Origin of the sequence: Streptomyces sp. FXJ1.172 (assembly GCF_001636945.3) — a bacterium.
Taxonomy (GTDB): Bacteria; Actinomycetota; Actinomycetes; order Streptomycetales; family Streptomycetaceae; genus Streptomyces.
Window position 1 is genome coordinate 5,572,723 of sequence record NZ_CP119133.2, and the last position, 24,523, is coordinate 5,597,245.

Consider the following 24,523-nt stretch of genomic DNA (forward strand, 5'->3'; position numbering starts at 1 on the left):
TCGTCGCCGTCCGCCGGTGGCCGTTCCTTCCAGGAGATGTGGCGGGAGCTGCTCCCCATCGGCCGTCACCCCGGCTCCGGCGGCTACCGGCGTCATGCCTGGACCGGCGCCGACGCCGAGTGCCGGGCCTGGTTCCGGGAACAGGCCGAGGCGCGCGGACTCACCTACGAGGCCGACCGGAATGGGAATCAGTGGGCCTGGCTCGGTGACCCGGCCGCCGGGGACGCCGTCGTCACCGGGTCGCATCTCGACTCCGTGCCGGACGGCGGGGCCTTCGACGGGCCGCTCGGGGTCGTGTCCTCCTTCGCCGCCCTCGACGAGCTGCGCGGCAGAGACGTGCGGTTCACCAGGCCCCTCGCCATCGTCAACTTCGGTGACGAGGAAGGGGCCCGGTTCGGGCTCGCCTGTGTCGGCTCCCGGCTCACCGCCGGACAGCTGACCGTCGAGCAGGCCCACAGGCTGACCGACGGGGAGGGGGTCACGCTCCCGCGGGCTATGGAGGCCGCCGGATACGACCCCGAGGGCATCGGGGCCGACCCCGAGCGGCTGGCCCGGATCGGTGCCTTCGTGGAACTGCACGTCGAACAGGGCCGCGCGCTGGACCTGTCCGGCGACCGGGTCGGCATCGCCAGTGCCATCTGGCCGCACGGCCGCTGGCGGTTCGACTTCCGGGGCGAGGCCAACCACGCCGGTACCACCCGGCTGGCGGACCGGCGCGACCCGATGCTGTCGTACGCCGAGACCGTGCTCGCCGCCCGCCGCGAGGCCCGGCTCGCCGGTGCCGTCGCCACCTTCGGCAAGATCTCCGTGGAGCCCAACGGGGTCAACGCCATCCCGTCCCTCGTACGCGGCTGGCTCGACTCCCGCGCCGCCGACCAGGACACCCTGGACACGGTGGTCGGCGGCATCGAGAAGGCGGCCCGGGAGCACGCGGACGCCCAGGGCGTCGATCTCGACGTCGTACGGGAGTCCTTCACACCCGTCGTCGAGTTCGACCACGCCCTGCGCGACGAACTCGGCCGCATCCTGGGCAAGGACACCGGACTGACCGTGCCCGTCCTCGGCACCGGGGCCGGACACGACGCCGGAATCCTCTCCGGGAGCATCCCGACCGCCATGCTGTTCGTGCGCAACCCCACCGGTGTCTCGCACTCCCCGGCGGAGTCCGCCGACGAGGACGACTGCGTGGCCGGGGTGCACGCACTGGCCGACGTACTGGAAGGGCTGGCCTGCAGGTGACCAAGGCGACCTACTGGCTGGAGCACGCCTGGCTCGGCACCAACGTCGAGCCGGGCGTGGCCCTCGCCACCGAGGACGGGCGGATCAGCGCCGTCCGCACCGACGTCCCCGCCCCGCCGCCCGGCGCCGAGGTGCTGCGCGGCCTGACCCTGCCCGGCCTCGCCAACGCCCACAGCCATGCCTTCCACCGGGCGCTGCGCGGCACCGTCCAGGTCGGCTCCGGGACCTTCTGGACCTGGCGCGAGGTGATGTACTCCGTCGCCGACCGGCTGACCCCGGAGACCTACCACCGGCTCGCCCGCGCGGTGTACGCCGAGATGGCCCTCGCCGGCATCACGGCCGTCGGCGAGTTCCACTACGTGCACCACGCCCCGGGCGGCACCCCGTACGCCGACCCCAACGCCATGGGCGAGGCGCTGATCGCGGCCGCCGCCGAGGCCGGTATCCGGATCACCCTCCTCGACACCTGCTACCTCTCCGCCGCCATCGTGAACAAGCACAGCGGCGAGGCCCCCAACACCCACCAGCTCCGCTTCTCGGACGGCAGCGCCGAGGCGTGGGCCGCACGCTGTGCAGTTCTCAAGGAGCGGGATCACGCGCGGATCGGGGCGGCGATTCACTCCGTACGGGCCGTGCCCGCCGACCAGTTGGCGACCGTGGCCGGATGGGCGCAGGAGCGGCGGGCCCCGCTGCATGTGCACCTGTCCGAGCAGACCGCCGAGAACGAGGCCTGCCAGGCCGCCCACGGGTGCACGCCGACCCGGCTGCTGGCCGACCACGGCGTCCTCGGGCCGCGCACCACCGGGGTGCACAACACCCACCTCACCGACGAGGACATCGCCCTGCTCGGCGAGTCGGGCACCGGCACCTGCATGTGCCCGACGACCGAGCGGGACCTGGCGGACGGCATCGGCCCCGCCGTCGCCCTCCAGCGGGCGGGCTCCCCGCTCTGTCTAGGCTCCGACAGCCACGCCGTCATCGACCTGCTCGAAGAGGCGCGCGCGATGGAGCTGAACGAGCGGCTGCGCACCCGCACCCGGGGCCACTGGACGGCGAACGCCCTGCTCAGGGCCGCCACCGCCGACGGACACGCGGCCCTCGGCTGGGACGAGGCCGGCACCCTCGAGGCCGGGGCGCTCGCCGACTTCACGACGATCGCCCTCGACTCGGTCAGGACAGCGGGCCCGCTGCCCAGGCTGGGCGCCGAGACGGCCGTATTCGCGGCGAGCGGGGCGGACGTACGGCATACGGTCGTGGGCGGGCGGCACGTCGTACGCGACGGGGCGCACACCCTCGTGCCGGACGTGCCGCAGGCGCTGGCCGCCGCCGTCGAAGCCCTGCGCGGCTGAAGACCGCCGATCCCCACAAGGACGACACCATGAGCAGCAGCACCGTCATCACCAACATCGCCACGCTGGTCACCAACGACCCCTCCCTCGGTGACAACTCCCCTCTCGGTCTGATCCAGGACGCGGCCGTGGTCATCGACGGCGACCGCATCGCGTGGACCGGTGAATCCAGCAAAGCACCCGCCACTGACAATCGGGTCGACGCGGGCGGCCGGGCGGTGCTGCCGGGCTTCGTCGACTCCCACTCGCACCTGGTGTTCGCGGGCGACCGCACGCAGGAGTTCAACGCCCGCATGTCCGGCCGCTCCTACACGGCCGGCGGCATCCGCACCACGGTCGCCGCCACCCGCGCCGCGAGCGACGCGGACCTGGAGGCGAACCTGACCCACTACCTGGCGGAGGCGCTCCGCCAGGGCACCACCACCTTCGAGACGAAGTCCGGCTACGGCCTGACCGTCGAGGACGAGTCCCGCGCGCTGCGCCTCGCGGCCAGGCACACCGACGAGGTGACGTACCTCGGCGCGCACATCGTCTCCCCGGACTACGCCGACGACCCGGCGGCCTATGTCGCCCTGGTCACCGGCGAGATGCTGGACGCCTGCGCGCCGCACGCCCGCTGGATCGACGTGTTCTGCGAGAAGGGCGCCTTCGACGGCGACCAGGCCCGCGCGGTCCTCACCGCCGGCAGGGCGAAGGGCCTGCACCCCCGCATCCACGCCAACCAGCTCTCCTACGGCCCCGGCGTCCAGCTCGCGGTCGAACTGGACGCGGCCAGCGCCGACCACTGCACACACCTCACGGACGCGGACGTGGACGCCCTGGCGAACAGCGCCACGGTCGCCACCCTCCTCCCCGGCGCCGAGTTCTCCACCCGCGCCGAGTGGCCGGACGCCCGCCGCCTCCTCGACGCCGGCGCGACGGTCGCCTTGTCCACCGACTGCAACCCGGGTTCGTCCTTCACCTCCTCGGTCCCCTTCTGCATCGCCCTCGCCGTCCGCGACATGCGGATGACGCCCGACGAGGCGGTCTGGTCGGCCACGGCGGGCGGCGCGGCGGCCCTGCGCCGCACCGACATCGGCCGCCTGACCCCCGGCGCCCTCGCCGACCTGACCCTCCTGGACGCCCCCAGCCACGTCCACCTTGCCTACCGGCCGGGCGTACCGCTGGTCAGCGGGGTCTGGCGGCGGGGAGTACGGGTGGTCTGAACAGCGGGTCCGGACAGCGGGGCCGAGTGGCTTCGAACAGCCGGACGGCGCCCGGGAGCTGCGGCTTCAGGCGGCGCCTGCCCGCCACTGCTGCTCCCGGCCGCCGTCCAGCGGCTCCAGGGACACCCCGTACCGGCCGTCCGGGGTCACCGCCGTGTCGGGGGCGATGTCCGGTCGGATCGTGCCGTCGGGGCCGACCGTGAAGCGGAGGTTGTCGCCGTTGTCGCCGTAGACCGAGTCACAGCCCCAGATGCCCACGCCGCGGTCGGTGGCGCCCCGGCTGTCCAGGCAGAAGGAGTCGTCGGCCGCCGAGCGGACGACGCCCAGGCCGGTGTCCACGCGCCAGCGCTGGGTCGGGGAGCCGGAGCAGGGGGCCGTGACGACGTCGTTGCCCTGCTCCAGACTGCCGTCGCGGATGTCCAGGCAGCGGCCCGTGGCGAGGTCCACCACCTGGGCGAACGCCGTTCCCGGCGGCTTGGGGGCGGGAGCGGGGGCGGGGGAACGCGGTGCCGGCGCCGGTGCCGGTGTCCGTGTCCGCGCGGTGGCCGGAGCGGGGGAGGTCCGGCTCGGGGCCGGCGAGGTGGGGGAGGGCGGCGGGGGCGAGGACGGGGCCGGGGTCACCGAGACCGTCGCCGTCACCGTCACCGGGGGAGGGGCCGGTGTCGCCGCCGTCGGCTCCTGGCCCGTGGTGCGGTGCGGGGTGAGCAGGAACACCAGGAGCGGGGTCAGGGCCACGCCCAGGGCCGCCGAGGCCAGCAGGACGCGCCGCCCGGACGGCCAAGTCGCCTTTTCCGCCGGGGAGTCGGCGGTGACCGGCGGCTCGGGTGCGCGCAGGTACGCCGTGCCGTTCCACGGCAGCAGACCCTCCGCCAGGGTCTGCCGGGGCGCGTCCCGCAGCTCCCGCAGTTCCTCGGACGCGGCCGTGCAGTGCGGGCAGCGCGCCATGTGGGCGTCCAGGTCGGCGCTGCGGCGCGGGCCGTCCGGCCGTACCGCCTCCTCGATCAGCCGGCGGAAGTCGGCGCAGCGCGGGTCGTCGGAGGCGGCCAGGCGCCGGCGGAGGCAGGCCTGGGACAGGGCCTGGAGCGCCTGCGGGGTGCCGTACGCCACGTCCGTGCGGCTCAGGCCGAGGAGGGCGGCGGTCCGCTCCTGCGGCTCCCGCTCCAGTACGCCGTACCAGATCAGGCCCTGGGTACGGGACGGCAGTGAGCGGAACGCCCCGAGGAGGGGCGGGGTGGGGCCGTCCGGCAGGCCGGACGCGTTCAGTACGAGCAGCAGGCCGGGGTCGACGCCCGCGGAGCGCTCGTCGCGCGCCCAGGCCGTCGCCAGCCTCACGGTCAGCAGCAGGAGCCGGTGGCGCAGCGGGACGGCCGGGTCGGCGCCGCGCGCCGTCTCGCGGGCCGCCGTGGTGAAGGTCTCGGCCGTCAGCCGCCGGGCGACGGACTCGCCCGCCGCGCACAGCCGGGCGTAGGCCAGGACCGCCGGCTGGTGACGTCTGCGCAGCTCCTGGAGGGCGGGGTAGGCGGTCGCGGCGGGAGAGCGCAGGAGTTCGGTGAGCCGGGAGTCCGGAACGTCCTCGAGGCCCCCGCCCGCCTCCGGGTCACGGGGTCCGGCCCCGCCCGCCCCTGTCCCACGGGTCTCGGTCCCACGGGTCCCGGCCTCGTCCGGGCCGTCTCCGGCGCCGTCCCCCTGAGCCATCGTCCGTCCTCCTCGTGACGCCGGGTGGCCGCGCCGTTGCGGTCCCCGACCGGCATACCAGCCGGTTTGGGGGCCCATGGTGGTGGAGGGGGCCGGGCGGGGAAAGAGGTTTCCGCCGGTAACCGGATAACGGTTGGGACCGGCGACACCGCAGCGGCCCGGTACCGGCGGGGCCGGTGGCCGGGCCGCTGCTGCGACGGTGTCGGCGATGTCGGCGATATCGGGGGTGTCGGCGATGCCGGGGGTGTCAGGGACAGGAGGCGGAGGTCACTCCTCCACCGTCAGCCCCTTGCGCAATCGCACCAGCGTGCGCGACAGCAGCCGGGACACATGCATCTGGGAGATGCCGAGTTCCTCGCCGATCTCGGACTGGGTCATGTTCGCGACGAAGCGCAGGGAGAGGATCTTCCGGTCCCGGGGCGGGAGTTCGGCGATCAGCGGCTTGAGCGACTCGACGTACTCGATGCCCTCCAGCCCGTGGTCCTCGTACCCGATCCGGTCCGCCAGCGCGCCCTCGGTCTCGTCCTCCTCGGGCTGGGCGTCCAGCGAGGAGGCGGTGTAGGCGTTCGAGGCGGCCATGCCCTCGACGACCTCGTCCTCCGAGAGTCCGAGCCGCTCGGCCAGCTCCGCGACCGTGGGCGCGCGGTCCAGCTTCTGGGCCAGCTCGTCCCCGGCCTTGGCCAGGTCCAGACGCAGCTCCTGCAGCCTGCGCGGAACGCGCACGGACCACGACGTGTCGCGGAAGAACCGCTTGATCTCGCCGATGATCGTCGGCATCGCGAAGGTGGGGAACTCGACCCCGCGCGACAGCTCGAAGCGGTCGATCGCCTTGATCAGGCCGATGGTGCCGACCTGGATGATGTCCTCCATCGGCTCGCTGCGGGAGCGGAAGCGCGAGGCGGAGAACTTCACGAGCGCGAGGTTCAGCTCGACGAGGGTGTTGCGGACGTACGAGTACTCGTGCGTCCCTTCCTCCAGCGAGGCGAGACGCTCGAAGAGGGTCTTGGACAAGGCCCGTGCGTCGACAGGACCGATCTCGTCGTACGGCGGGATCTCCGGGAGTCCCTCGAGGGAGTCGAGGGGTTCGATGGGCTGATCCAGCTGGTCCGGTGGGGGTGTCGACGTCGCGGACTGGGTATGCGATGCGTCGAGCCGGGGTGACATGGTGTCCTCCATCGTTCTCGGCATATGGCTGCCGAAGCCAGTGCGTGCACTGCGGTGTGCGGCGCCTCCGAAGCCGACGTGGGCCCGTCGCGGCCCAGTGGGAAATGTGTCTTACTAGCCCTACCGGCTTTCCCGAGGCGATCGCAAGTGCGTTCTGTTGTGATATGGCCGTTTATGTGAGTTTGTTCGGGTGTCGGAGTCTGCTTGGAAGGCGTAATGTTCGAGTGCGTCAGCAGCCACGACCTCGGGAGAGAGAGAACGGCATGGACCACGGGATGGTCGGCAGCGCACAGTCGGGCCGGCTCCTGGTGGAGGTGCGGGAAGAGGGCTCGAGCGCCGTTGTGAAGCCGGCGGGTGAGCTGGATCACCACACCGCCGATCTGCTGCGCGAGCCCCTCGACGACCTTCTGGCCAAGGGCTACGCACGCCTCGTCGTGGACTGCACGCGCCTGGAGTTCTGTGACTCCACGGGCCTGAACGTCCTGCTCGGCGCCCGGCTGAAGGCGGAGGCCGCCGGAGGCGGGGTTCACCTCGCCGGGATGCTGCCGGTGGTCGCCCGCGTGTTCGAGATCACAGGGGCCGAGGCGGTCTTCACCGTGCACGACTCCGTGGCGGCTGCCCTGGCCGGCGACGGCGCGCAGGGCCGCACCGACGACCGCGCCGACTGAGCCCGCCTCCTGACCTCCCGTTCTTCCCTCGTCCTGCCTTTCCGCCCGCCGCCCCCGCCAAGGGTGCCCGCTTCCTCCGTATCGCTGTCGGGGACCGGCACGGGGGCGGAAATGGGGGGTGTTCCGCCGGATCGGCCGGGCAGAAGAGGGCAGGAGGAGGCGAGAGTGCGCGAAAGAAGGCAGAAACGGGCAGGACAGACTGGTCGGCGCCGACCGGTGCAGGCCCTTTGAATCGTTGAACCATGAAACTGGTGGATCGGTGAGGTGAAGCGCTGATGAGCACCACCCGGCCTTGCTCGCCGGGCGACCGCGGCCCGGAGTCCAGCGGCGCTTCCGGGGCGTCCGAGGAGGGGGCGCCGAGCACGGGCGCACCCGCGCGGGCAGCCGTGCCGTCCGTGCCGTCCGGTTCCGCCGGCGATGCCGAGGATGCCGGCGGCCGGCGGGTGCGCCGGCTCGGCCTCAGGGGTGAGAGCGGGGTCGTCCCGCTGGCCCGCGACTTCACCCGCCAGGCGCTGTACGCATGGGGCTGGCTGCCCGCCGCGACCGCCGACCAGCGGGCCGCCGCCGAGGACGTCCTGCTCGTCGTCTCCGAACTGGTCACCAACGCCTGCCTGCACGCCGAGGGGCCCGACGAACTCGTCCTCGCCTGCGACGACAAGGTGATCCGGCTGGAGGTCTCCGACGGCGGCACCGGCCAGCCTGCCCCGCGCACCCCGCACCGCGCCGGCCGGCCCGGCGGCCACGGCATGTTCATCGTGCAGCGGCTGTGCCTGGACTGGGGCGTCGTCCGTGTGCCGGGGCGGGCGGGGAAGACGGTGTGGGCGGAGCTGGGCGCTCCGCTGTAGGGCCCCTCCAGGCCGGCCGGCGCCGTGTGCGTGTCCGTCGCCCTCCGGGCGCGGACCGTCCGTGGCCGGTCGCGTCCACGCGGCGGAGCCGCATGGTGATTCAGCACCGCGCCCCTTCGGGGCGCCTCCTTCAGGGCGTTTGCATCGTCACAGATCCTCCGCGCTCCTTGTCTTCCCTCCTTACGACCCCGGGCGTACCTTGACGGCCGAATCTGATGTGCCGTCAGGAATGAATGGGGTGGACCGATCGTGTCGTACCCGAAACGAACCGCCGCGCTCGCGTCCGCCGCGGCCCTGGCCGGCTCGGTGGTGCTGCTGGCCGCGCCGGCGGCCCGCGCCGATGTCGTCAGCGTCAACTACCGCTGCCAGACGCCGATCGGGGTCAAGAGCGCCGTCTCGCCCATCGACATGAAGGGCGTCAAGAGCGGCAGCGGCTACAAGATCACCATGGCCTGGCAGAAGGGCGTGTCCTCCAGCCCGGTCGAGCTGGGCAAGGGCGCGATGAGCCCGAGCGCCACCGTCGTACTGGGCGGTGCGGACAGCGGCACCCTCCCGGTCAGCGGTCCGCCCAACGCGGCCGCGATCCCCGCCAACACCCCCATCAAGATCAGCGACTTGAGCGGTACCTACACGCCGAAGAAGACCGGCAAGGTCACCTTCACGCCGGGCACGCTCACCATCAAGGCCCTCGGTACGACGACGACCTGCACGCCGACCAACAGCCCGGGGCCGGGACTGACGCTCGACGTGACGGCGGCCGGCGGCTCGTCCTCCGGTGGCTCGTCCTCGACCGGTTCGTCCTCGGGGGGTTCCTCTTCGTCGTCCTCGTCCTCCTCCGGCGGACAGCTCCCGCAGACCGGCCCGCAGGACTCGGCGGTCGCCCTCGGCACGCTCGGCGCCACGGTGTTCCTGGCCGGCGCGGCGGGCACGCTGTGGCTGACCCGGCGCGGCCAGTCCGTACGCCGCTGACCCCGGCCCACGACCCCGCGGCCGAACCGCCGAACCCCTGGCCACCGCTGGAGCCGCCCATGCCGTCCGTCGCCCGCACCCTGCCCGTGGCCCTGTGCCTGCTGTGCACCGCACTGGGCGCGGCGCCCCGCGCCGCCGCGGACACGGGCGCGGCCACGGACTGGTCCGCCGCCCCCGGGGGCGGCGGACGCCCGTCCTTCTACGCCGAGGGCACGCCCGGAACGGTTCTGCAGGACAGGGTGGCCGTCACCAACGCCGGGCGCGCGCCGGTCGTCGTACGGCTGACCGGCACCGGCCTGCGGACCGTCTTCGCCCGGCAGGCCGGGCAGGGGCTGCGCGTTCCCGCCCGCACCCGCGCCGAGGTGCCCTTCACGGTGACCGTGCCGGACGGGGCTCCGCCCGGCGTCCGCTCCGGTGCCGTCGTCGTGCGCGATGCGAAGGGGCGGACGGCGACCGTCCCGGTCCGGCTGCGCGTCGGCGGTCCGGTGCTCGCCGCGCTGACCGTCGAGCACCTCGCCGTACACCCCCACGGCATCACGTACGACCTGGTCAACCGGGGTACGACCGTCCTCGCGCCGACGCTCGCGGTACGCGCGGACGGGGTGTTCGGGCGGGTCCTGGACCGTGCCCCGCGCACGCTCGCGGTCCGGCTGCGCCCCGGTGCGCGCCTGAAGCTGACCGAGCCGTGGCCCGGCCGGCCCGCGCTGGACGCCGTCGACGTGCGGCTCACGGTCACGGCGCCGGGCGGGGCGCACGACACGGCGACCGTGCCGGCACGGTTCGTGCCCTGGGCGGGGGTGGCGGAGGCGGGTGGTGCCGCGCTGGCCGTGGCGGGCGCGGTGCTCGCCGTACGCCGCCGGCGCGGCAGGGCGGCCACGGGGTCACCGGCCCCTCCCGGCGATGAACTCCCTGAACTCCCTTGCACAGAGCCCGAGTTGTCGGAAGGGGTGCTGAAGTGAGCGGGAAGGCGAGGCTTCTGCGGCTGTCCACGTGCCTGGCGGTGCTCGGGCTGCTCCTGCTGCCGCTCGCCGCTCCGGCGACCGCGGCGACCGAGGTGACCGCGGCGGGCGGGCCGGCCGTGCGGCTGTCGTCCCCCCAGGCCGGTACCGGCGGTTCGGTCACCGTCAGCGGGACCGGCTGGCGGGCGCACACCCTGCTGATGCTGCTGATCTGCGGACGGGCCACCCCGTCCCGGGGCGTGCTCGGCGGCACCAACTCCTGCGCCAACGGCGACGGCCGGGCCGTGACGACCGACGCCCGGGGAGCCTTCAGCCGCGTACTCCCGGTCGCCGAACCGCCCGTGCCCTGTCCCTGTGTGGTGCACGTGGCCACCGTCACCGGGAGCGCGGCGGAGGCGGACGCCGTCCTGGACGTCGCGGGGCATCCGGTCGCGCCGCTGCCCGCCGCCGACTCGGGCGGCCGGCTGGCGGTCCTGTCCGACACCCGGCTGACCGGTTCGAGCGGCCTGCTCACCTGGTTCGGGGCCCCGCCGAGCCGGTCCCTGGTCTTCACCGTCGGCAACACCGGCCTGAGCGCGATCAAGGATCCGGTGTTCCAGGTCGGCTCCGCGCACGGCGTCTTCGCCCCGCAGTGGGACGACCGGCAGTGGCAGGGCACCCTGGCCCCCGGCAAGAAGGCCGAGGTCAAGCTGCCGGTCGAGCTGTCCGCCGGGGCCCACGGCGACTACACCGTGTCCCTGAAGTACGACGGCAAGGTGCTCGCCGAGCAGCCCTGGGGCGTGGCCCGCCCCTGGGGCGTGACCCTGTTCTGGATCCTGCTCTGCCTGGTGGTGCCCGCCGCGCTGTTCCGCATCGGAATGGCCGTCGTGGACCGGATGCGCCCGCACCGCTCGGGCGGAGCACGCCACACCGGCTCGCGCCACACCGGCTCCGGCAACACCGGCTCGCGCCACACCGCCTCCCGCCGCACCGGCCCCTGGCGCCTGCCGCGGCCCGCCCTGCGGCTGCGGCTGCCGCTGCCGGGCTCGCGCGCCGGCGCCGACGAACCGCCCCCCTCGACCCCGACCCTGCCGTGGTTCACCCCGGACTCCGTCCCGGGCGACCCGGCCGGCCGGCTCTCCGCACCGCACACAGACAGCCCGTCGAGTCCTACGACTCCCACCACGAAAGGACCCACGTGAGCATCCGAAGGAGAGGTACGGCCGCGGGCGCCGCGCTGGCGCTGTGCGGTGCGGGCGTCCTGCTGGGTTTCGCCGCCACCCCCGCGCAGGCGGCCGAGGTGTCGTTCGCCACCCACTGCGTGCCGCCCGCGGGCATCAGCCCCGTCGACGGCACCACCAAGGTCGAGATCACCGCGCCGGCCACGGCGAAGGTCGGCGACACGGTGGACGTCGTGTGGAAGTTCGTCCAGGCGGCTTCCAAGAATCCGAACATCATCGACCTGCCCGCGAACTCGGTCCAGCCGTCCGGTGTGCTGAAGGCGGCCGGCGCGCAGGCCGCCGACATCGCGATGCAGGGGGCGCGGCAGAACCCCGCGATCCCCAAGGGCGGCGACATGGTGCTGTCCGACATGAAGGGCAGCCTGAAGCTGACGACCGCCGGTCAGGTGACGCTGACGCCGGACGCGTACACCGTCAACGCGATGTCGACCGACACCAAGTGCACGCCGAAGGAGACCGTCCAGAAGGCGGCGACGATCCAGGTGACGGACGGTTCCGGCGGCGGCACGCCGACCCCGACCCCGACCGGATCGAGCACGCCCACCCAGTCGGCCACCCCCACCGCGACCTCCAGCGGCGGCGGGCAGACCGACTTCACCGGCAAGGAGGTGCAGATCCCCTACGCCTGCAAGACCCCGATCGGTGACAAGAGCGCGACCTCGCCGGTGCAGATCAACGCCAGGAAGAACGGCGGGGACTTCGGTCTCACCGTGCAGTTCAAGAAGTCCGTGATGGACAGCCCCGCCGACATCCCGGCCAACTCCGTGAAACCGTCCATGGAGGTGGTGCTGGGCGGCGCCGACAAGGGCACCGTGCATGTGGAGGGGCCGACCAACGCGAGCCCCATCAAGTCCGGCGCCCCGATCAACATCCCGGACCTCACCGGCACCTACAAGCCCGGCGCGAGCGGCAGCTCGACGCTGTCCCCGGGCGTGCTGACGGTCAAGGCGCTCGGTACGACCACGACGTGCACGCCGACCAGGACGCAGGTGTCCCTGACCCTGGACACCAGCCGGCAGCAGGGCGGCTCCTCGGGCGGCACGTCCACCTCCGGCGGCTCGAGCGGCGGCGGCAGCAGCACCGGCGGCGGCTCCGGCGGCCTCGCCGAGACGGGCGCGAGCGACCACGGCGCGCTGAAGGCGCTCGGCCTGGTGGCGGGTACGGCGATCCTGCTGGGCGCCGCGGTATTCACGTTCATGCCGGGACGCAGGACACGCTGACACCCGTCATGCGAAGAGGGCCGTCGCATCCACGGATGCGACGGCCCTCTCCGGGGACTGCGTCAGGTCGAAGGCCGCGTCAGTGGACGTCGCCCATGAGCTTGTTGACCTTCTTGCGGTACACCCACACCGCCGCACCGGCGGCCACGGCGAGCACGGCCTCCAGGGCGACGAAGCCCTGCTTGTCGAGGTTGACGCCGCCGACGGCCGGGTTCGACACCAGCGCGGTGATCGAGTCGCCCGCGGTGACCGCGAGGAACCAGACACCCATCATCTGGGAGGCGTACTTCTTCGGCGCCATCTTCGTCGTCACGGACAGACCCACCGGCGACAGCGTCAGCTCGCCGACGGTCTGCACGAAGTAGATCGCGACCAGCCACATCGCCGCGGCCTTGTGACCGCCGCCGGCGATCGCCAGCGGGGCGAGGAAGAGGAAGAAGGACGCGCCGATCAGCACCAGGCCGGAGGCGAACTTCACGATCGTGCTCGGCTCCTTGCCGCGCTGGTTCAGCCACAGCCACAGCCAGGCGAAGACCGGAGCCAGCGCCATGATCATGACCGGGTTGACCGACTGGTACCAGGAGACCGGGAAGTTCCAGCCGAGGATCGAGTTCTTGGCGCTGCTGTCGGCGAACAGCGACAGGGTCGAACCGCCCTGGTCGTAGATCATCCAGAACACGGCGGCGGCGACGAAGAACCAGATGTACGCCGAGACCTTCGACTTCTCGTCCTTGTCCAGGTCCTTGTCCCGGCGGATGCGGGCGATGACCATGATCGGGACGATCAGACCGATGACCGTGAGCGGGATCAGCGCCCAGTTCAGGGTGAAGTGACCGGTGCCGCCGACGACGCCGTAGAAGACCGCGGCGATGGCCAGCCAGGTCAGACCCTTGCGCAGGGTGGCGGACTTCTCCTGGGCGGTCAGCGGGGTCGGGACCTCGCTGCTCTTCGGGCTCAGGTGACGGCCGCCGAGCAGGTACTGGGCCAGACCCAGCGCCATGCCGAGAGCGGCGAGCGCGAAGCCGAGGTGCCAGTTGACGTTCTCACCGACGGTGCCGATGACCAGCGGCGCGGCGAAGGCGCCGAGGTTGATGCCGATGTAGAAGAGCGTGAAGCCACCGTCGCGGCGCGCGTCGTCCGGACCCTTGTAGAGGTGGCCGACCATCGTGGAGATGTTGGCCTTCAGCAGACCCGAGCCGATGGCGACGAGACCCAGGCCGACGAAGAAGCTGGCGGCGACGGGCAGGGCCAGGCACAGGTGGCCGAGCATGATGATGATGCCCGAGACGGCGACCGTCTTGCGGGGACCGAGCACGCGGTCGGCGAACCAGCCGCCGGGCAGGGCGAGCAGGTACACGAGCGACACGTACACCGAGTAGATCGCGGTCGCCGTGCCCGCGCTCAGGTGCAGGCCACCCGGGGCCACCAGGTACAGCGGGAGCAGGGCCCTCATGCCGTAGTAGGAGAACCGCTCCCACATCTCGGTCATGAAGAGAGTGGCCAGGCCGCGGGGGTGGCCGAAGAAGGTCTTCTCGGAGCCGGGGGTGCCCGGACGGACCGAGTCCTTCGTCAGGCTGGACGCCATGGTCGTTCCTTGCTGGTCGGGACGCGCGGATGGAGCGTGCGCGCCCGGTGGGGGTGCGGCCGGCACCGGCAGGTCGGTCGTCCACCCCCACGCCCAGGGGGAGTCCGTCTCCGGATCACGGAAGCGGGGGACGGCGACCACCGGGATCCACGCCCCGACGCTTCGATGCGTCCGGAGCCCGGCCAGAGGTCATTCCTTTCAAGGCTGGCAGTGGCCAGCCCGTACACAAAAGAGACCCTCAGCGTCAGATGCCCGCCAAAGGTCCCCGGGTGTACTACAGGCGTTCACGTCACTGTACGGCAGGACACTGCCGGATATGGAAGGACTTGAGACGCGGATCACAGGTGTCGGGGGAACCGCGCGACCGGATTCGAAGGTCTCCCCCACGATCGCATCTCCGGACCGATGGTTCGTACCAGCAGTTCAGCAAGGTAAGAGTTCCAGGAAGCGATCACACCCCAGCAGAGTGTGCGGGCGGTCTACCATCACCTCTATGACCCGTGTACTGCTCGCCGAGGACGACGCGTCCATCTCGGAGCCGCTGGCCCGCGCCCTGCGCCGGGAAGGTTACGAGGTCGAGGTGCGCGAGGACGGACCCACCGCACTCGACGCCGGAATGCAGGGCGGCGTCGATCTGGTCGTGCTGGACCTGGGGCTGCCCGGCATGGACGGCCTGGAGGTCGCCCGCCGGCTGCGGGCCGACGGCCACACCGTGCCGATCCTCATCCTGACCGCGCGGGCCGACGAGGTGGACACCGTCGTCGGCCTGGACGCGGGCGCCGACGACTACGTCACCAAGCCCTTCCGGCTCGCCGAACTGCTCGCCCGGGTGCGGGCCCTGCTCCGGCGCGGCGCCGCCGAGCCCCAGCAGCCGCCGGCCACCCACGGGGTGCGGATCGACGTCGAGTCGCACCGCGCGTGGATGGGCGACGAGGAACTGCAGCTCACCGCCAAGGAGTTCGACCTGCTGCGGGTGCTGGTGCGGGACGCGGGCCGGGTCGTCACCCGCGACCAGCTGATGCGCGAGGTCTGGGATACCACGTGGTGGTCGTCCACCAAGACCCTCGACATGCACATCTCCTGGCTGCGCAAGAAGCTCGGCGACGACGCGGCGAACCCGCGCTACATCGCCACCGTACGAGGCGTGGGCTTCCGCTTCGAGAAGAGCTGAGCCCTCGCCCGGGGGCTCAGTGATCACCCCAGGTAACGAACATGCGCCGACGTCTCATCCAGTCCACCCTCGCCGTCGTCCTCGTGGTGATCGCCGTCTTCGGTGTCTCCCTGGTGATCGTCGAGACCCGGACGATCAGCAACAGTGCCCAGGAGCGGGTGGAGTCCGAGGCGGTGCGGCTGGCCAGCATCGTGGACAGCCGGATCCTGGCCGCGGAGAACGTCAACGCGGACGTGCTGCGCAATCCGGTCAGCAAGGAGCAGTACGCGGTCATCCGCATGCCCGGCCAGGCGCCCATAGAGATCGGCACCAAGCCGCAGGGCGATGTGATCCACGCCACACAGCAGGGCGAGGAGGGCGAGACGGTCACCGTGCAGGAGCCGCGCTCCGCGGTGACCCGGGAGGTCGGCCGTACCCTGCTGGTCATCGGACTGGTCGCGCTGCTCGCCGTCGTCGCCGCCGTCCTGCTCGCCGTGCGCCAGGCCAACAAGCTCTCGAGCCCGCTGACCGACCTCGCCGAGACCGCCGAGCGGCTCGGCTCCGGCGACCCGCGCCCGCGGCACAAGCGGTACGGCGTCCCCGAGCTGGACCGGGTCGCCGATGTGCTGGACTCCTCCGCCGAGCGGATCGGACGGATGCTGACCGCCGAGCGGCGCCTGGCCGCCGACGCCTCCCACCAGCTGCGCACCCCGCTGACCGCTCTCTCGATGCGTCTTGAGGAGATCACCCTCACGGACGACCCGGACATCGTGAAGGAAGAGGCGAACGTCGCGCTCACCCAGGTCGAGCGGCTCACGGACGTGGTCGAGCGGCTGCTGACGAACTCCCGCGACCCGCGCACCGGCTCTGCCGTCACCTTCGACCTGGACGAGGTCATCCAGCAGCAGCTCGCCGAGTGGCGGCCCGCCTACCGCAGCGCCGGCCGGGCCATCGTCAGCTCCGGCAAACGGCATCTGCAGGCCGTCGGCACGCCCGGCGCGGTCGCCCAGGTGCTGGCCGCCCTGATCGAGAACTCCCTCATGCACGGTGGCGGCACGGTCGCGCTGCGCACCCGGGTCACCGGCAACCAGGCCGTGGTCGAGGTCACCGACGAGGGCCCTGGCGTCCCGGCGGACCTCGGCGCGCGTATTTTCGAGCGCACGATCAGCGGCCGCAACTCCACGGGCATCGGCCTGGCCGTCGCCCGCGACCTCGCGGAGGCCGACGGCGGCCGCCTGGAACTCCTCCAGGCCCAGCCCCCGGTCTTCGGCCTGTTCCTCTCCCGCACACCGCCGTCCCGCAAGACGGACGAGGAGAGCCCGACGGTGCGCTGAGCCCGGACGCAGGGGCCCGGATGCCCGGACGCGCAGAGGCCCGGATGCCCGGACGCAGGGCTCGGATGCAGGGCCACAGGGCCCGGACGCAAGGGCCCGGATACAAGAAGTGGGCCCCGGGGAGGGCCCACCACTTCGGTTGCGTTTCGGACCTGTGCGCCCGCGCCCTACGGCACGCGCTGTGTCTTCGGCTCCGGCTCGGCCTGCGGCTTCCTGGACTCGGCCGCCAGGATCGACTCCGCCTCCTGGGACGGCTGCACCCGGAACACCCAGGTGCGGTACGACCAGAAGCGGAACAGCGTCGCGACGCCGATGCCCACGAACTTGAACACGTTGCTCTGCAGCGGACTGTCCCAGCCGAAGCCGTAGGTCGCCAGGTAGAGCACGCCGTTCTCGATCACGAGGCCGATGGCACTGAAGAACAGGAACAGGGTCAGTTCCTTGGTCCGGCCATGCTTCTCACGGTCCCGGTACGTCCAGTAACGGAAACCGACGTAGTTGAAGGCGATGGCGACCACGGTCGCGATGATGCTCGCGCGCACCACCGGCAGGCCGGAGGCGTTGCGCACCAGGTTGAAGACAGCGAGATTGACAAAGATGCCCGCGACACCGACGGTGCCGAACTTGGCCACCTCGCGCACGAGTCGTTGCAGCCCCGAGGAACGAGGTTCCATGGCTGGGCAGCTCCCGTCGGTAGGTTTCGTCAGCCCAGCTATGCTAACCAGGTGAACGGGCGGGCGCCTGCGCTCCAGGCCACAGCTCGGAAACAGTCCGGAAAGAGGTCGGGAAGCCGGCGGTAAGAGGCCGTGAGAGGGACGTGATCCGGCCGCCTCGGCGTGGCCGATACGCTATAGGCGTGACGTTCCCGGTAGTCGGCATGGTCGGCGGGGGGCAGCTCGCGCGTATGACGCACGAGGCGGGCATCCCGTTGGGCATCAGGTTCAAGCTTCTCAGTGACACCCCTCAGGATTCCGCGGCGCAGGTCGTCAGCGATGTCGTCATCGGCGACTACCGCGACCTGGACACGCTGCGTGACTTCGCGCGCGGGTGCGATGTGATCACCTTCGATCACGAACATGTACCCACCGAGCACCTCAGAGCCCTGGAGGCGGACGGCATCCCCGTGCGCCCGGGGCCCGACGCGCTGGTGCACGCCCAGGACAAGGGCGTGATGCGCGCGAAGCTCGACGCCATCGGCGTCCCGTGCCCGCGGCACCGGATCGTGGCCGACCCGGAGGACGTGGTCCGGTTCGCGGCGGAGGGTGACGGCTTCCCGGTCGTCCTCAAGACCGTGCGCGGCGGCTACGACGGCAAGGGCGTGTGGGTCGTGGAGACTCCCGAGGAGGCCGCTGAGCCGTTCCGCGCCGGTGTCCCGGTCCTCGCCGAGGAGAAGGTCGACTACGTCCGCGAGCTGGCCGCCAATGTCGTCCGCTCCCCGCACGGCCAGGCCGTCGCCTACCCGGTGGTCGAGTCGCAGCAGGTGAACGGCGTCTGCGACACCGTGATCGCGCCCGCCCCCCGCCTCGCCGAGGACCTCGCGCTCAAGGCCGAGGAGATGGCCCTGACCATCGCCAAGGAACTCGGCGTCGTCGGACACCTCGCCGTCGAGCTGTTCCAGACCCGCGACGGCCGCATCCTCGTCAACGAGCTGGCGATGCGCCCGCACAACTCCGGCCACTGGACCCAGGACGGCGCGATCACCAGCCAGTTCGCCAACCACGTCCGCGCGGTCCTCGACCTCCCGCTCGGCGACCCGCGCCCGCGTGCCAAGTGGACCGTGATGGTCAACGTCCTGGGTGGTGACTACCCGGACATGTACTCCGCGTACTTGCACTGCATGGCCCGCGACCCCAAGCTCAAGATCCACATGTATGGCAAGGACGTGAAGCCCGGCCGCAAGGTCGGACACGTGAACACCTACGGCGACGACCTGGACGACGTGCTGGAGCGCGCCCGTCACGCTGCCGGCTACCTGAGAGGCACCATCACCGAATGAGCCCTGTTGTTGGCATCGTCATGGGGTCGGACTCCGACTGGCCCGTCATGGAGGCCGCCGCCAAGGCCCTGGACGAGTTCGAGATCGCGTACGAGGTCGACGTCGTCTCCGCGCACCGCATGCCCCGCGAGATGGTCGCGTACGGCGAGCAGGCCGCCGACCGCGGCCTGAAGGTGATCATCGCCGGTGCGGGCGGTGCCGCCCACCTGCCCGGCATGCTCGCCTCCGTGACCCCGCTGCCGGTCATCGGTGTGCCGGTGCCGCTGAAGTACCTGGACGGCATGGACTCGCTGCTGTCCATCGTGCAGATGCCGGCCGGTGTGCCGGTCGCCACGGTCTCCGTCGCCGGGGCCCGCAACGCGGGCCTGCTCGCGGCCCGCATCCTCGCCACGCACGACGAGGACCTGCTCCACAAGATGCGTGACTTCCAGCAGGACCTGAACGACCAGGCCACCGAGAAGGGCAAGCGGCTGCGCGCCAAGGTCGAGGGGTCGAGCGGCTTCGGCTTCGGGAAGTAAGACGCAATGACCTCACTGGACGAAGCACGGTCCCTGCTGCGCGAGTTCCCGGTCGTCGACGGCCACAACGACCTGCCGTGGGCGCTGCGCCAGCAGGTCCGCTACGACCTCGCCGCCCGCGACATCGCCGTACGCCAGGACAACCACCTGCACACCGACATCCCCCGGCTGCGCGCGGGCGGGGTCGGGGCGCAGTACTGGTCGGTGTACGTGCGCTCGGACCTGCCGGGCGCGGTCCCGGCGACCCTCGAACAGATCGACTGCGTACGGCAGTTGATCGCCCGCAACCCCGCGGACCTGAAGGCCGCGCTGACCGCCGCCGACATGGAGGCGGCGCGCGCGGAGGGCCGTATCGCCTCCCTGATGGGCGCGGAGGGCGGTCACTCGATCGACAACTCGCTGGGCACCCTGCGCGGTCTGTACGAGCTGGGCGTGCGCTACATGACGCTCACCCACAACGACAACAACGACTGGGCCGACTCGGCGACCGACGAGCCCAAGGCCGGCGGTCTGACCGCCTTCGGCCGCGAGGTCGTGCGGGAGATGAACCGCCTCGGCATGCTGGTCGACCTCTCCCACGTGGCCGTGCCGACCATGCGCGCCGCGCTGGACACCACGTCCGCGCCGGTGATCTTCTCGCACTCCTCCGCGCGCGCGGTCTGCGACCACCCGCGCAACATCCCCGACGACGTCCTGGAGCGGCTGCCTGCCAACGGCGGTGTGGCGATGGTGACGTTCGTGCCGAAGTTCGTGCTCCAGGCGGCCGTCGACTGGACGGCGGCGGCCGACGACAACATGCGCGCCCACGGCCTCCACCACCTCGACACCAGCCCGCGGGCGATGGAGATCCACCGTGCCTTCGAGGAGCGCACCCCGCGCCCCGTCGCCACGGTGTCCACGGTCGCGGACCACCTGGACCACATGCGCGAGGTGGCCGGCATCGACCACCTCGGCATAGGCGGCGACTACGACGGCACCGCGTTCACCCCGGACGGCCTGGGCGACGTCTCCGGCTACCCGAACCTGCTCGCCGAGCTGCTGGACCGCGGCTGGTCCAAGGCCGATCTGGCCAAGCTGACCTGGAAGAACGCGGTGCGGGTGCTGGGCGCGGCGGAGGACGTGGCCCGTGACCTGCAGGCGACGCGCGCTCCGTCCAACGCCACCATCGAGTCGCTCGACGGCGACGTCTGACCGGTGAGGGCGGGGCAGTCGTCGTAGCCGGCGGCCCCGCCCACCTGCATGAAGTACCGGTCATGATCCGCACGGCCCGCGACAGCTGGCCGACGTACCCCCGAACGCCCCACTCACCAGGAAGCTCTCGTTCCCTCCGTGCGACCGTGTCGGTACGCCAGCCACATCACGACGTAGCTCACGACCGACGTAGCCCACGACGTACGGAGCCGCCATGGCAGACCTCCACCGCGACATTCCCACGACCACCGAGGTCGGCGCGGACGACGGCCTGCCGGACGACCCCTTCACCGAGGACACGCTCGGCGCGCTCCTGGCCGAGGCCCACGCCCTGCTCGCCGAGCACCCGGTGGCCGACGGCTACAGCGGACTGCCCTGGGCGCTGCGCCATCTGCCCTGGTACGACCTGGAGCTGGGCGAGGCGGCCGTCGACACCGACGTGCCCCGGCTGCGCGAGGGGCACGTGGGCGTGCTGTTCTGGTCGCTGCACCTGCCCGAGGGCCCCGAGGGCGGCCGGGCGACGGCGGCGACGCTGGAGCAGCTGGACCAGGTGCGCGCGGTGATCGAGAGCCATCCGGACGGGCTGCGCCTGGCGGGCACCGCCGGGGAGATCATCGACGCCCGCAACCGCGGCCGGGTCGCCGTGGTGCCGGGCCCCGCCCACGCCGGCGCGCTCGACGACTCCCTCGGCATCCTGCGGATCCTGCACGCCCTCGGCCTGCGCGTCCTCACCCTCACCGGCACGGCCTGGGCGGGCGAGCGGGGGCTGACCCGGTTCGGCGAGGAGGTGGTCCGCGAGATGAACCGGCTCGGCGTGCTCGCCGACGTCTCCGGCGCCTCCTCGGCCACCGCCGAACGCACCCTCGCCCTGTCCAAGACCCCGGTGATGTGCACCCGCTCCGCCGCCCGCGAACTGCGCCCGCACCCGGCCAACCTGCCCGACGAGCTGCTCACGGCGCTGGGGCGGGCCAAGGGGCTGTGCATGGTGCCGCTGACGGCCGAGCAGACCGGGCCGACGATCAGGGACGTCGCCGACCACCTCGACCACGTCCGCGATGTGGCCGGCCCGGAGTGCGTCGGGCTGTCCGGCACCTACGACTCCGGCGCCGTCCACCCCCGCGAACTCGCCGACGCCTCCCGCTACCCCCACCTGATCGCCGAACTCCTCCGCAGAGGCTGGTCCGAAACCGAACTGTCGCTGCTGACCTGGGGCAACGTCCAACGAGCCCTGCGCAGCGCCGACTTCATGGCCCGCGCCGCGCAACAGCGCAGGGAGGCCTCGAACGCGAAGAGGACGGAGCTGGACAACCCCTGACCGGCCCGGGCGTACGTGATTCACAGGGAGTTCACCGGCCACGTATGTGTCCGGTGGTGCAGAATGCCGGAAGACGCCGGTTCGGCCGACTGAGCCTCGGCCGAACCGGCGTCACCCTCGCGCCTACGCGGTCGGGCGGCCCATCGCCCGGTACGTCCAGCCCGCTTGGCGCCACAGGCGGGGGTCCAGGGCGTTGCGGCCGTCCAGGATCAGCCGGGCCGACGCGGCCGCGCCGAGCGCCGCCGGGTCCAGCTCGCGGAACTCACGCCACTCGGTCAGGTGCAGCACGGCGTCCGCCCCCCGGACCGCCTCCAGCGCCGAGTCGGCGTAGCCGAGGGTCGGGAAGACCTTGCGGGCGTTGTCCATGCCCTTCGGGTCGTACACGGTCACCTGGCCGCCCTGGAGGTGGATCTGGCCGGCCACGTTCAGCGCCGGCGAGTCGCGCACGTCGTCCGAGTCGGGCTTGAAGGTGGCACCGAGCACCGCGATCCGCTTGCCGAGGAAGGAGCCGCCGCCGAGCGCCTCGCGGGTCATCTCGACCATCTGGCCGCGCCGGCGCATGTTGATGGAGTCGATCTCGCGCAGGAAGGTCAGCGCCTGGTCGGCGCCCAGCTCGCCCGCGCGGGCCATGAACGCCCGGATGTCCTTCGGCAGACACCCGCCGCCGAAGCCGATCCCGGCGCGCAGGAACTTGGCTCCGATCCGCTCGTCGTGGCCGATGGCCTCCGCGAGCTTCGCCACGTCGCCGCCGGCCGCCTCGCACACCTCCGCCATCGCGTTGATGAAGGAGATCTTGGTCGCGAGGAACGAGTTCGCGGCCGTCTTCACCAGCTCGGCGGTCGGGAAGTCGGTCACCACGAACGGCGTGCCCTCGCCGACCGGGGCGGCGTACACCTCGCGCAGCAGCTTCTCGGCGCGCTCGCCGCGCACGCCCACCACGATCCGGTCCGGGTGCAGGGTGTCCTGGACGGCGAAGCCCTCGCGCAGGAACTCCGGGTTCCAGGCCAGCTCCGCCTCCGCGCCCGCCGGGGCGTTCTGGGCGAGGTAGGCCGCAAGCCGGTCGGCGGACCCGACCGGCACGGTCGACTTGCCGACGACCAGGGCCGGCCGGTGCAGATGCGGGGCGAGGGAGGCGATCGCGGAGTCGACGTACGACATGTCGCAGGCGTACTCGCCGTGCCTCTGCGGGGTGTTCACACACACGAAGTGGACATCGCCGAAGGCCCCGATCTCGGCCCAGTCCGTGGTGAACCGCAGCCGGCCGGTCGACCCCTCGAACCCCGCCACATGCCTGCGCAGCAGCTCTTCCAGCCCCGGCTCGTACATCGGGGTCTCGCCGCGCTCAAGCATCGCGATCTTCTCGGGTACGACGTCCAGTCCGAGCACCTCGAAACCGAGTTCGGCCATGGCCGCGGCGTGCGTGGCGCCGAGGTAGCCGGTGCCGATCACGGTGATCTTCAGGCTCATGAGTGCGCTCCAGCTCAGTACGTCGGTGATGCGGCCCCGAGCATAGTCGGGCACCCCGCCGGGCAATTTCCCCGCTGTCGTGTAGCTCACGTAGGCGTCCTGCGGGCAGGCCTCTAAAATTTGAGTTACTTAACGGTAATTAGCGTCAGTATCACTGCGTCTTTGGAGCGTGAGAGACCGTGGCCGGATCGGCTGACTTCGATTTGTACCGCCCGTCCGAGGAGCACGACATGCTCCGCGACGCCGTCCGCTCCCTGGTCGAGGCGAAGATCGCGCCGTTCGCCGCGGCGGTGGACGAGGAGGCCCGCTTCCCGCAGGAGGCCCTCGACGCCCTGGTCGCCGGCGACCTGCACGCGGTGCACGTCCCCGAGGAGTACGGCGGCGCCGGCGCCGACGCGCTCGCCACCGTCATCGTGATCGAGGAGGTGGCCCGCGCCTGCGTCTCCTCCTCCCTGATCCCGGCCGTCAACAAGCTCGGCTCGCTCCCGGTGATCCTCTCCGGCGGCGAGGATCTGAAGAAGAAGTACCTGACCCCGCTCGCCAAGGGCGACGCGATGTTCTCGTACTGCCTCTCCGAGCCCGAGGCCGGCTCGGACGCGGGCGGCATGAAGACCAAGGCCGTGCGCGACGGCGACCACTGGGTGCTCAACGGCGTGAAGCGCTGGATCACCAACGCGGGCGTCTCCGAGTACTACACGGTCATGGCCGTCACCGACCCGGACAAGCGCACCAAGGGCATCTCCGCCTTCGTCGTCGAGAAGTCGGACGAGGGCGTCTCCTTCGGCGCCCCCGAGAAGAAACTCGGCATCAAGGGCTCCCCGACCCGCGAGGTCTACTTCGACAACGTCCGCATCCCCGCCGACCGCATGATCGGCGAGGAGGGCACGGGCTTCATGACAGCGATGAAGACCCTGGACCACACCCGCATCACCATCGCCGCCCAGGCGCTCGGTGTCGCGCAGGGCGCCTTCGACTACGCCAAGGGCTATGTCCAGGAGCGCAAGCAGTTCGGCAAGGCGATCGCCGACTTCCAGGGCATCCAGTTCATGCTCGCGGACATGTCGATGAAGATCTCGGCGGCCCGCGCCCTCACCTACCAGGCCGCCGCCGCCTCCGAGCGCGGCGACGCCGACCTCACCTACCTGGGTGCCGCCGCCAAGTGCTTCGCCTCGGACGTCGCGATGGAGGTCACCACGGACGCCGTCCAGCTGCTCGGCGGCTACGGCTACACCCGTGACTACCCGGTGGAGCGCATGATGCGCGACGCCAAGATCACGCAGATTTATGAGGGCACGAACCAGGTCCAGCGGATCGTCATGGCCCGCAACCTGCCGTAACGGCAAGGGAGTTCATGCCCGGTGAAAGGCGCCCCGCGGGGCGCCTTTCCGCTTTCCGGGCGGTACTTGCCGACCGGTCGGTCACATGCGGGGCGGG

21 protein-coding genes are annotated in these 24,523 nt (G+C 71.9%); 16 read left to right on the forward strand and 5 right to left on the reverse strand.

Annotated elements, in window-relative coordinates:
- Positions 1-36: 36 nt before the first annotated feature.
- Genes A6P39_RS24985 through hutI form a run of 3 tightly spaced genes read left to right on the forward strand, consistent with a single transcriptional unit; the run spans position 37 to position 3,793 of the window.
- Positions 37-1,239, forward strand: a complete 1,203-nt coding sequence (locus tag A6P39_RS24985; protein WP_107304195.1) for an allantoate amidohydrolase — start codon at positions 37-39, stop codon at positions 1,237-1,239.
- On the forward strand, positions 1,236-2,588 hold the full coding sequence (locus A6P39_RS24990) for a formimidoylglutamate deiminase (protein ID WP_067039054.1): 1,353 nt from the start codon (positions 1,236-1,238) through the stop codon (positions 2,586-2,588). Before A6P39_RS24985 ends, A6P39_RS24990 begins: the two co-directional genes overlap by 4 nt.
- Positions 2,589-2,617: 29 nt before the next feature.
- A complete protein-coding gene (gene hutI / locus A6P39_RS24995) occupies positions 2,618-3,793 on the forward strand; it encodes an imidazolonepropionase (RefSeq protein ID WP_067039053.1) in 1,176 nt (391 codons plus the stop codon).
- Positions 3,794-3,859: 66 nt separating this feature from the next.
- Here the strand turns inward: hutI and A6P39_RS25000 are convergent, their stop codons facing one another.
- Together A6P39_RS25000 and A6P39_RS25005 are read right to left on the reverse strand one after the other, a co-directional pair.
- Positions 3,860-5,488 carry an RICIN domain-containing protein gene (locus A6P39_RS25000; RefSeq protein WP_079133072.1) on the reverse strand — a complete coding sequence of 543 codons (1,629 nt, stop codon included), beginning with the start codon at positions 5,486-5,488 and terminating at the stop codon, positions 3,860-3,862.
- Positions 5,489-5,755: 267 nt separating this feature from the next.
- On the reverse strand, positions 5,756-6,652 hold the full coding sequence (locus tag A6P39_RS25005) for an RNA polymerase sigma factor SigF (RefSeq protein WP_067039056.1): 897 nt from the start codon (positions 6,650-6,652) through the stop codon (positions 5,756-5,758).
- A 263-nt stretch (positions 6,653-6,915) separates the two neighbouring features.
- Here A6P39_RS25005 and A6P39_RS25010 point away from each other — a divergent pair, with 263 nt between their 5' ends.
- The 6 genes from A6P39_RS25010 (at position 6,916) to A6P39_RS25035 (ending at position 12,533) form a co-directional block, all read left to right on the forward strand.
- Complete coding sequence (locus A6P39_RS25010; protein ID WP_067039052.1) at positions 6,916-7,320, forward strand: STAS domain-containing protein; 405 nt, start codon at positions 6,916-6,918, stop codon at positions 7,318-7,320.
- Between the two features lie 275 nt (positions 7,321-7,595).
- A complete protein-coding gene (locus A6P39_RS25015; RefSeq protein ID WP_067039051.1) occupies positions 7,596-8,165 on the forward strand; it encodes an ATP-binding protein in 570 nt (189 codons plus the stop codon).
- Between the two features lie 249 nt (positions 8,166-8,414).
- Positions 8,415-9,134, forward strand: a complete 720-nt coding sequence (locus tag A6P39_RS25020) for an LPXTG cell wall anchor domain-containing protein (protein WP_067039050.1) — start codon at positions 8,415-8,417, stop codon at positions 9,132-9,134.
- Positions 9,135-9,193: 59 nt separating this feature from the next.
- Entirely contained in the window at positions 9,194-10,093 is a 900-nt protein-coding gene (locus tag A6P39_RS25025; RefSeq protein ID WP_067039049.1) for a hypothetical protein, read from the forward strand.
- Positions 10,090-11,274 carry a hypothetical protein gene (locus tag A6P39_RS25030; RefSeq protein ID WP_067039048.1) on the forward strand — a complete coding sequence of 395 codons (1,185 nt, stop codon included), beginning with the start codon at positions 10,090-10,092 and terminating at the stop codon, positions 11,272-11,274. The genes A6P39_RS25025 and A6P39_RS25030 overlap by 4 nt, the downstream gene beginning before the upstream one ends.
- Complete coding sequence (locus A6P39_RS25035) at positions 11,271-12,533, forward strand: hypothetical protein (RefSeq protein WP_067039047.1); 1,263 nt, start codon at positions 11,271-11,273, stop codon at positions 12,531-12,533. The genes A6P39_RS25030 and A6P39_RS25035 overlap by 4 nt, the downstream gene beginning before the upstream one ends.
- Positions 12,534-12,612: 79 nt before the next feature.
- On the opposite strand, the gene A6P39_RS25040 is transcribed toward A6P39_RS25035, so the two are convergent.
- Positions 12,613-14,118: a peptide MFS transporter gene (locus A6P39_RS25040; RefSeq protein ID WP_067039046.1), complete on the reverse strand. Its 1,506-nt coding sequence runs from the start codon at positions 14,116-14,118 to the stop codon at positions 12,613-12,615.
- A gap of 493 nt (positions 14,119-14,611) precedes the next feature.
- On the opposite strand from A6P39_RS25040, the gene A6P39_RS25045 reads away from it, so the two are divergent.
- Both A6P39_RS25045 and A6P39_RS25050 read left to right on the forward strand, forming a co-directional pair.
- Positions 14,612-15,289 (forward strand): response regulator transcription factor, encoded by a 678-nt coding sequence (locus tag A6P39_RS25045; RefSeq protein ID WP_020940464.1) that lies wholly within the window; start codon positions 14,612-14,614, stop codon positions 15,287-15,289.
- A gap of 41 nt (positions 15,290-15,330) precedes the next feature.
- Positions 15,331-16,602 carry an ATP-binding protein gene (locus A6P39_RS25050; protein ID WP_067039045.1) on the forward strand — a complete coding sequence of 424 codons (1,272 nt, stop codon included), beginning with the start codon at positions 15,331-15,333 and terminating at the stop codon, positions 16,600-16,602.
- 167 nt (positions 16,603-16,769) lie between these two features.
- Here the strand turns inward: A6P39_RS25050 and A6P39_RS25055 are convergent, their stop codons facing one another.
- On the reverse strand, positions 16,770-17,276 hold the full coding sequence (locus A6P39_RS25055) for a GtrA family protein (protein ID WP_067039044.1): 507 nt from the start codon (positions 17,274-17,276) through the stop codon (positions 16,770-16,772).
- 182 nt (positions 17,277-17,458) lie between these two features.
- Here A6P39_RS25055 and A6P39_RS25060 point away from each other — a divergent pair, with 182 nt between their 5' ends.
- From A6P39_RS25060 to A6P39_RS25075, 4 genes are all read left to right on the forward strand, one after another.
- Positions 17,459-18,598 carry a 5-(carboxyamino)imidazole ribonucleotide synthase gene (locus tag A6P39_RS25060; RefSeq protein WP_067039043.1) on the forward strand — a complete coding sequence of 380 codons (1,140 nt, stop codon included), beginning with the start codon at positions 17,459-17,461 and terminating at the stop codon, positions 18,596-18,598.
- Entirely contained in the window at positions 18,595-19,116 is a 522-nt protein-coding gene (gene purE / locus A6P39_RS25065) for a 5-(carboxyamino)imidazole ribonucleotide mutase (protein WP_079133071.1), read from the forward strand. Before A6P39_RS25060 ends, purE begins: the two co-directional genes overlap by 4 nt.
- Before the next feature lie 6 nt (positions 19,117-19,122).
- Positions 19,123-20,307 carry a dipeptidase gene (locus A6P39_RS25070; protein WP_067039041.1) on the forward strand — a complete coding sequence of 395 codons (1,185 nt, stop codon included), beginning with the start codon at positions 19,123-19,125 and terminating at the stop codon, positions 20,305-20,307.
- 214 nt (positions 20,308-20,521) lie between these two features.
- Entirely contained in the window at positions 20,522-21,622 is a 1,101-nt protein-coding gene (locus A6P39_RS25075) for a dipeptidase (protein ID WP_067039040.1), read from the forward strand.
- Between the two features lie 123 nt (positions 21,623-21,745).
- Here the strand turns inward: A6P39_RS25075 and A6P39_RS25080 are convergent, their stop codons facing one another.
- On the reverse strand, positions 21,746-23,089 hold the full coding sequence (locus A6P39_RS25080; protein ID WP_067039039.1) for a UDP-glucose dehydrogenase family protein: 1,344 nt from the start codon (positions 23,087-23,089) through the stop codon (positions 21,746-21,748).
- Between the two features lie 179 nt (positions 23,090-23,268).
- Between A6P39_RS25080 and A6P39_RS25085 the strand changes: the two genes are divergently transcribed.
- Positions 23,269-24,426, forward strand: coding sequence for an acyl-CoA dehydrogenase family protein (locus tag A6P39_RS25085; protein WP_107304192.1), 1,158 nt, complete (start codon positions 23,269-23,271; stop codon positions 24,424-24,426).
- The last annotated feature ends 97 nt before the right edge of the window (positions 24,427-24,523 follow it).

Coding starts and splice junctions, on each gene's coding strand:
- A6P39_RS24985 (WP_107304195.1), top strand. CDS start 37: ATGTGGCGGGAGCTGCTCCCCATCGGCCGTCACCCCGGCTCCGGCGGC.
- hutI (WP_067039053.1), top strand. CDS start 2,618: ATGAGCAGCAGCACCGTCATCACCAACATCGCCACGCTGGTCACCAAC.
- A6P39_RS25000 (WP_079133072.1), bottom strand. CDS start 5,488: ATGGCTCAGGGGGACGGCGCCGGAGACGGCCCGGACGAGGCCGGGACC.
- A6P39_RS25005 (WP_067039056.1), bottom strand. CDS start 6,652: ATGTCACCCCGGCTCGACGCATCGCATACCCAGTCCGCGACGTCGACA.
- A6P39_RS25010 (WP_067039052.1), top strand. CDS start 6,916: ATGGACCACGGGATGGTCGGCAGCGCACAGTCGGGCCGGCTCCTGGTG.
- A6P39_RS25015 (WP_067039051.1), top strand. CDS start 7,596: ATGAGCACCACCCGGCCTTGCTCGCCGGGCGACCGCGGCCCGGAGTCC.
- A6P39_RS25025 (WP_067039049.1), top strand. CDS start 9,194: ATGCCGTCCGTCGCCCGCACCCTGCCCGTGGCCCTGTGCCTGCTGTGC.
- A6P39_RS25040 (WP_067039046.1), bottom strand. CDS start 14,118: ATGGCGTCCAGCCTGACGAAGGACTCGGTCCGTCCGGGCACCCCCGGC.
- A6P39_RS25045 (WP_020940464.1), top strand. CDS start 14,612: ATGACCCGTGTACTGCTCGCCGAGGACGACGCGTCCATCTCGGAGCCG.
- A6P39_RS25050 (WP_067039045.1), top strand. CDS start 15,331: ATGCGCCGACGTCTCATCCAGTCCACCCTCGCCGTCGTCCTCGTGGTG.
- A6P39_RS25055 (WP_067039044.1), bottom strand. CDS start 17,276: ATGGAACCTCGTTCCTCGGGGCTGCAACGACTCGTGCGCGAGGTGGCC.
- purE (WP_079133071.1), top strand. CDS start 18,595: ATGAGCCCTGTTGTTGGCATCGTCATGGGGTCGGACTCCGACTGGCCC.
- A6P39_RS25070 (WP_067039041.1), top strand. CDS start 19,123: ATGACCTCACTGGACGAAGCACGGTCCCTGCTGCGCGAGTTCCCGGTC.
- A6P39_RS25075 (WP_067039040.1), top strand. CDS start 20,522: ATGGCAGACCTCCACCGCGACATTCCCACGACCACCGAGGTCGGCGCG.
- A6P39_RS25080 (WP_067039039.1), bottom strand. CDS start 23,089: ATGAGCCTGAAGATCACCGTGATCGGCACCGGCTACCTCGGCGCCACG.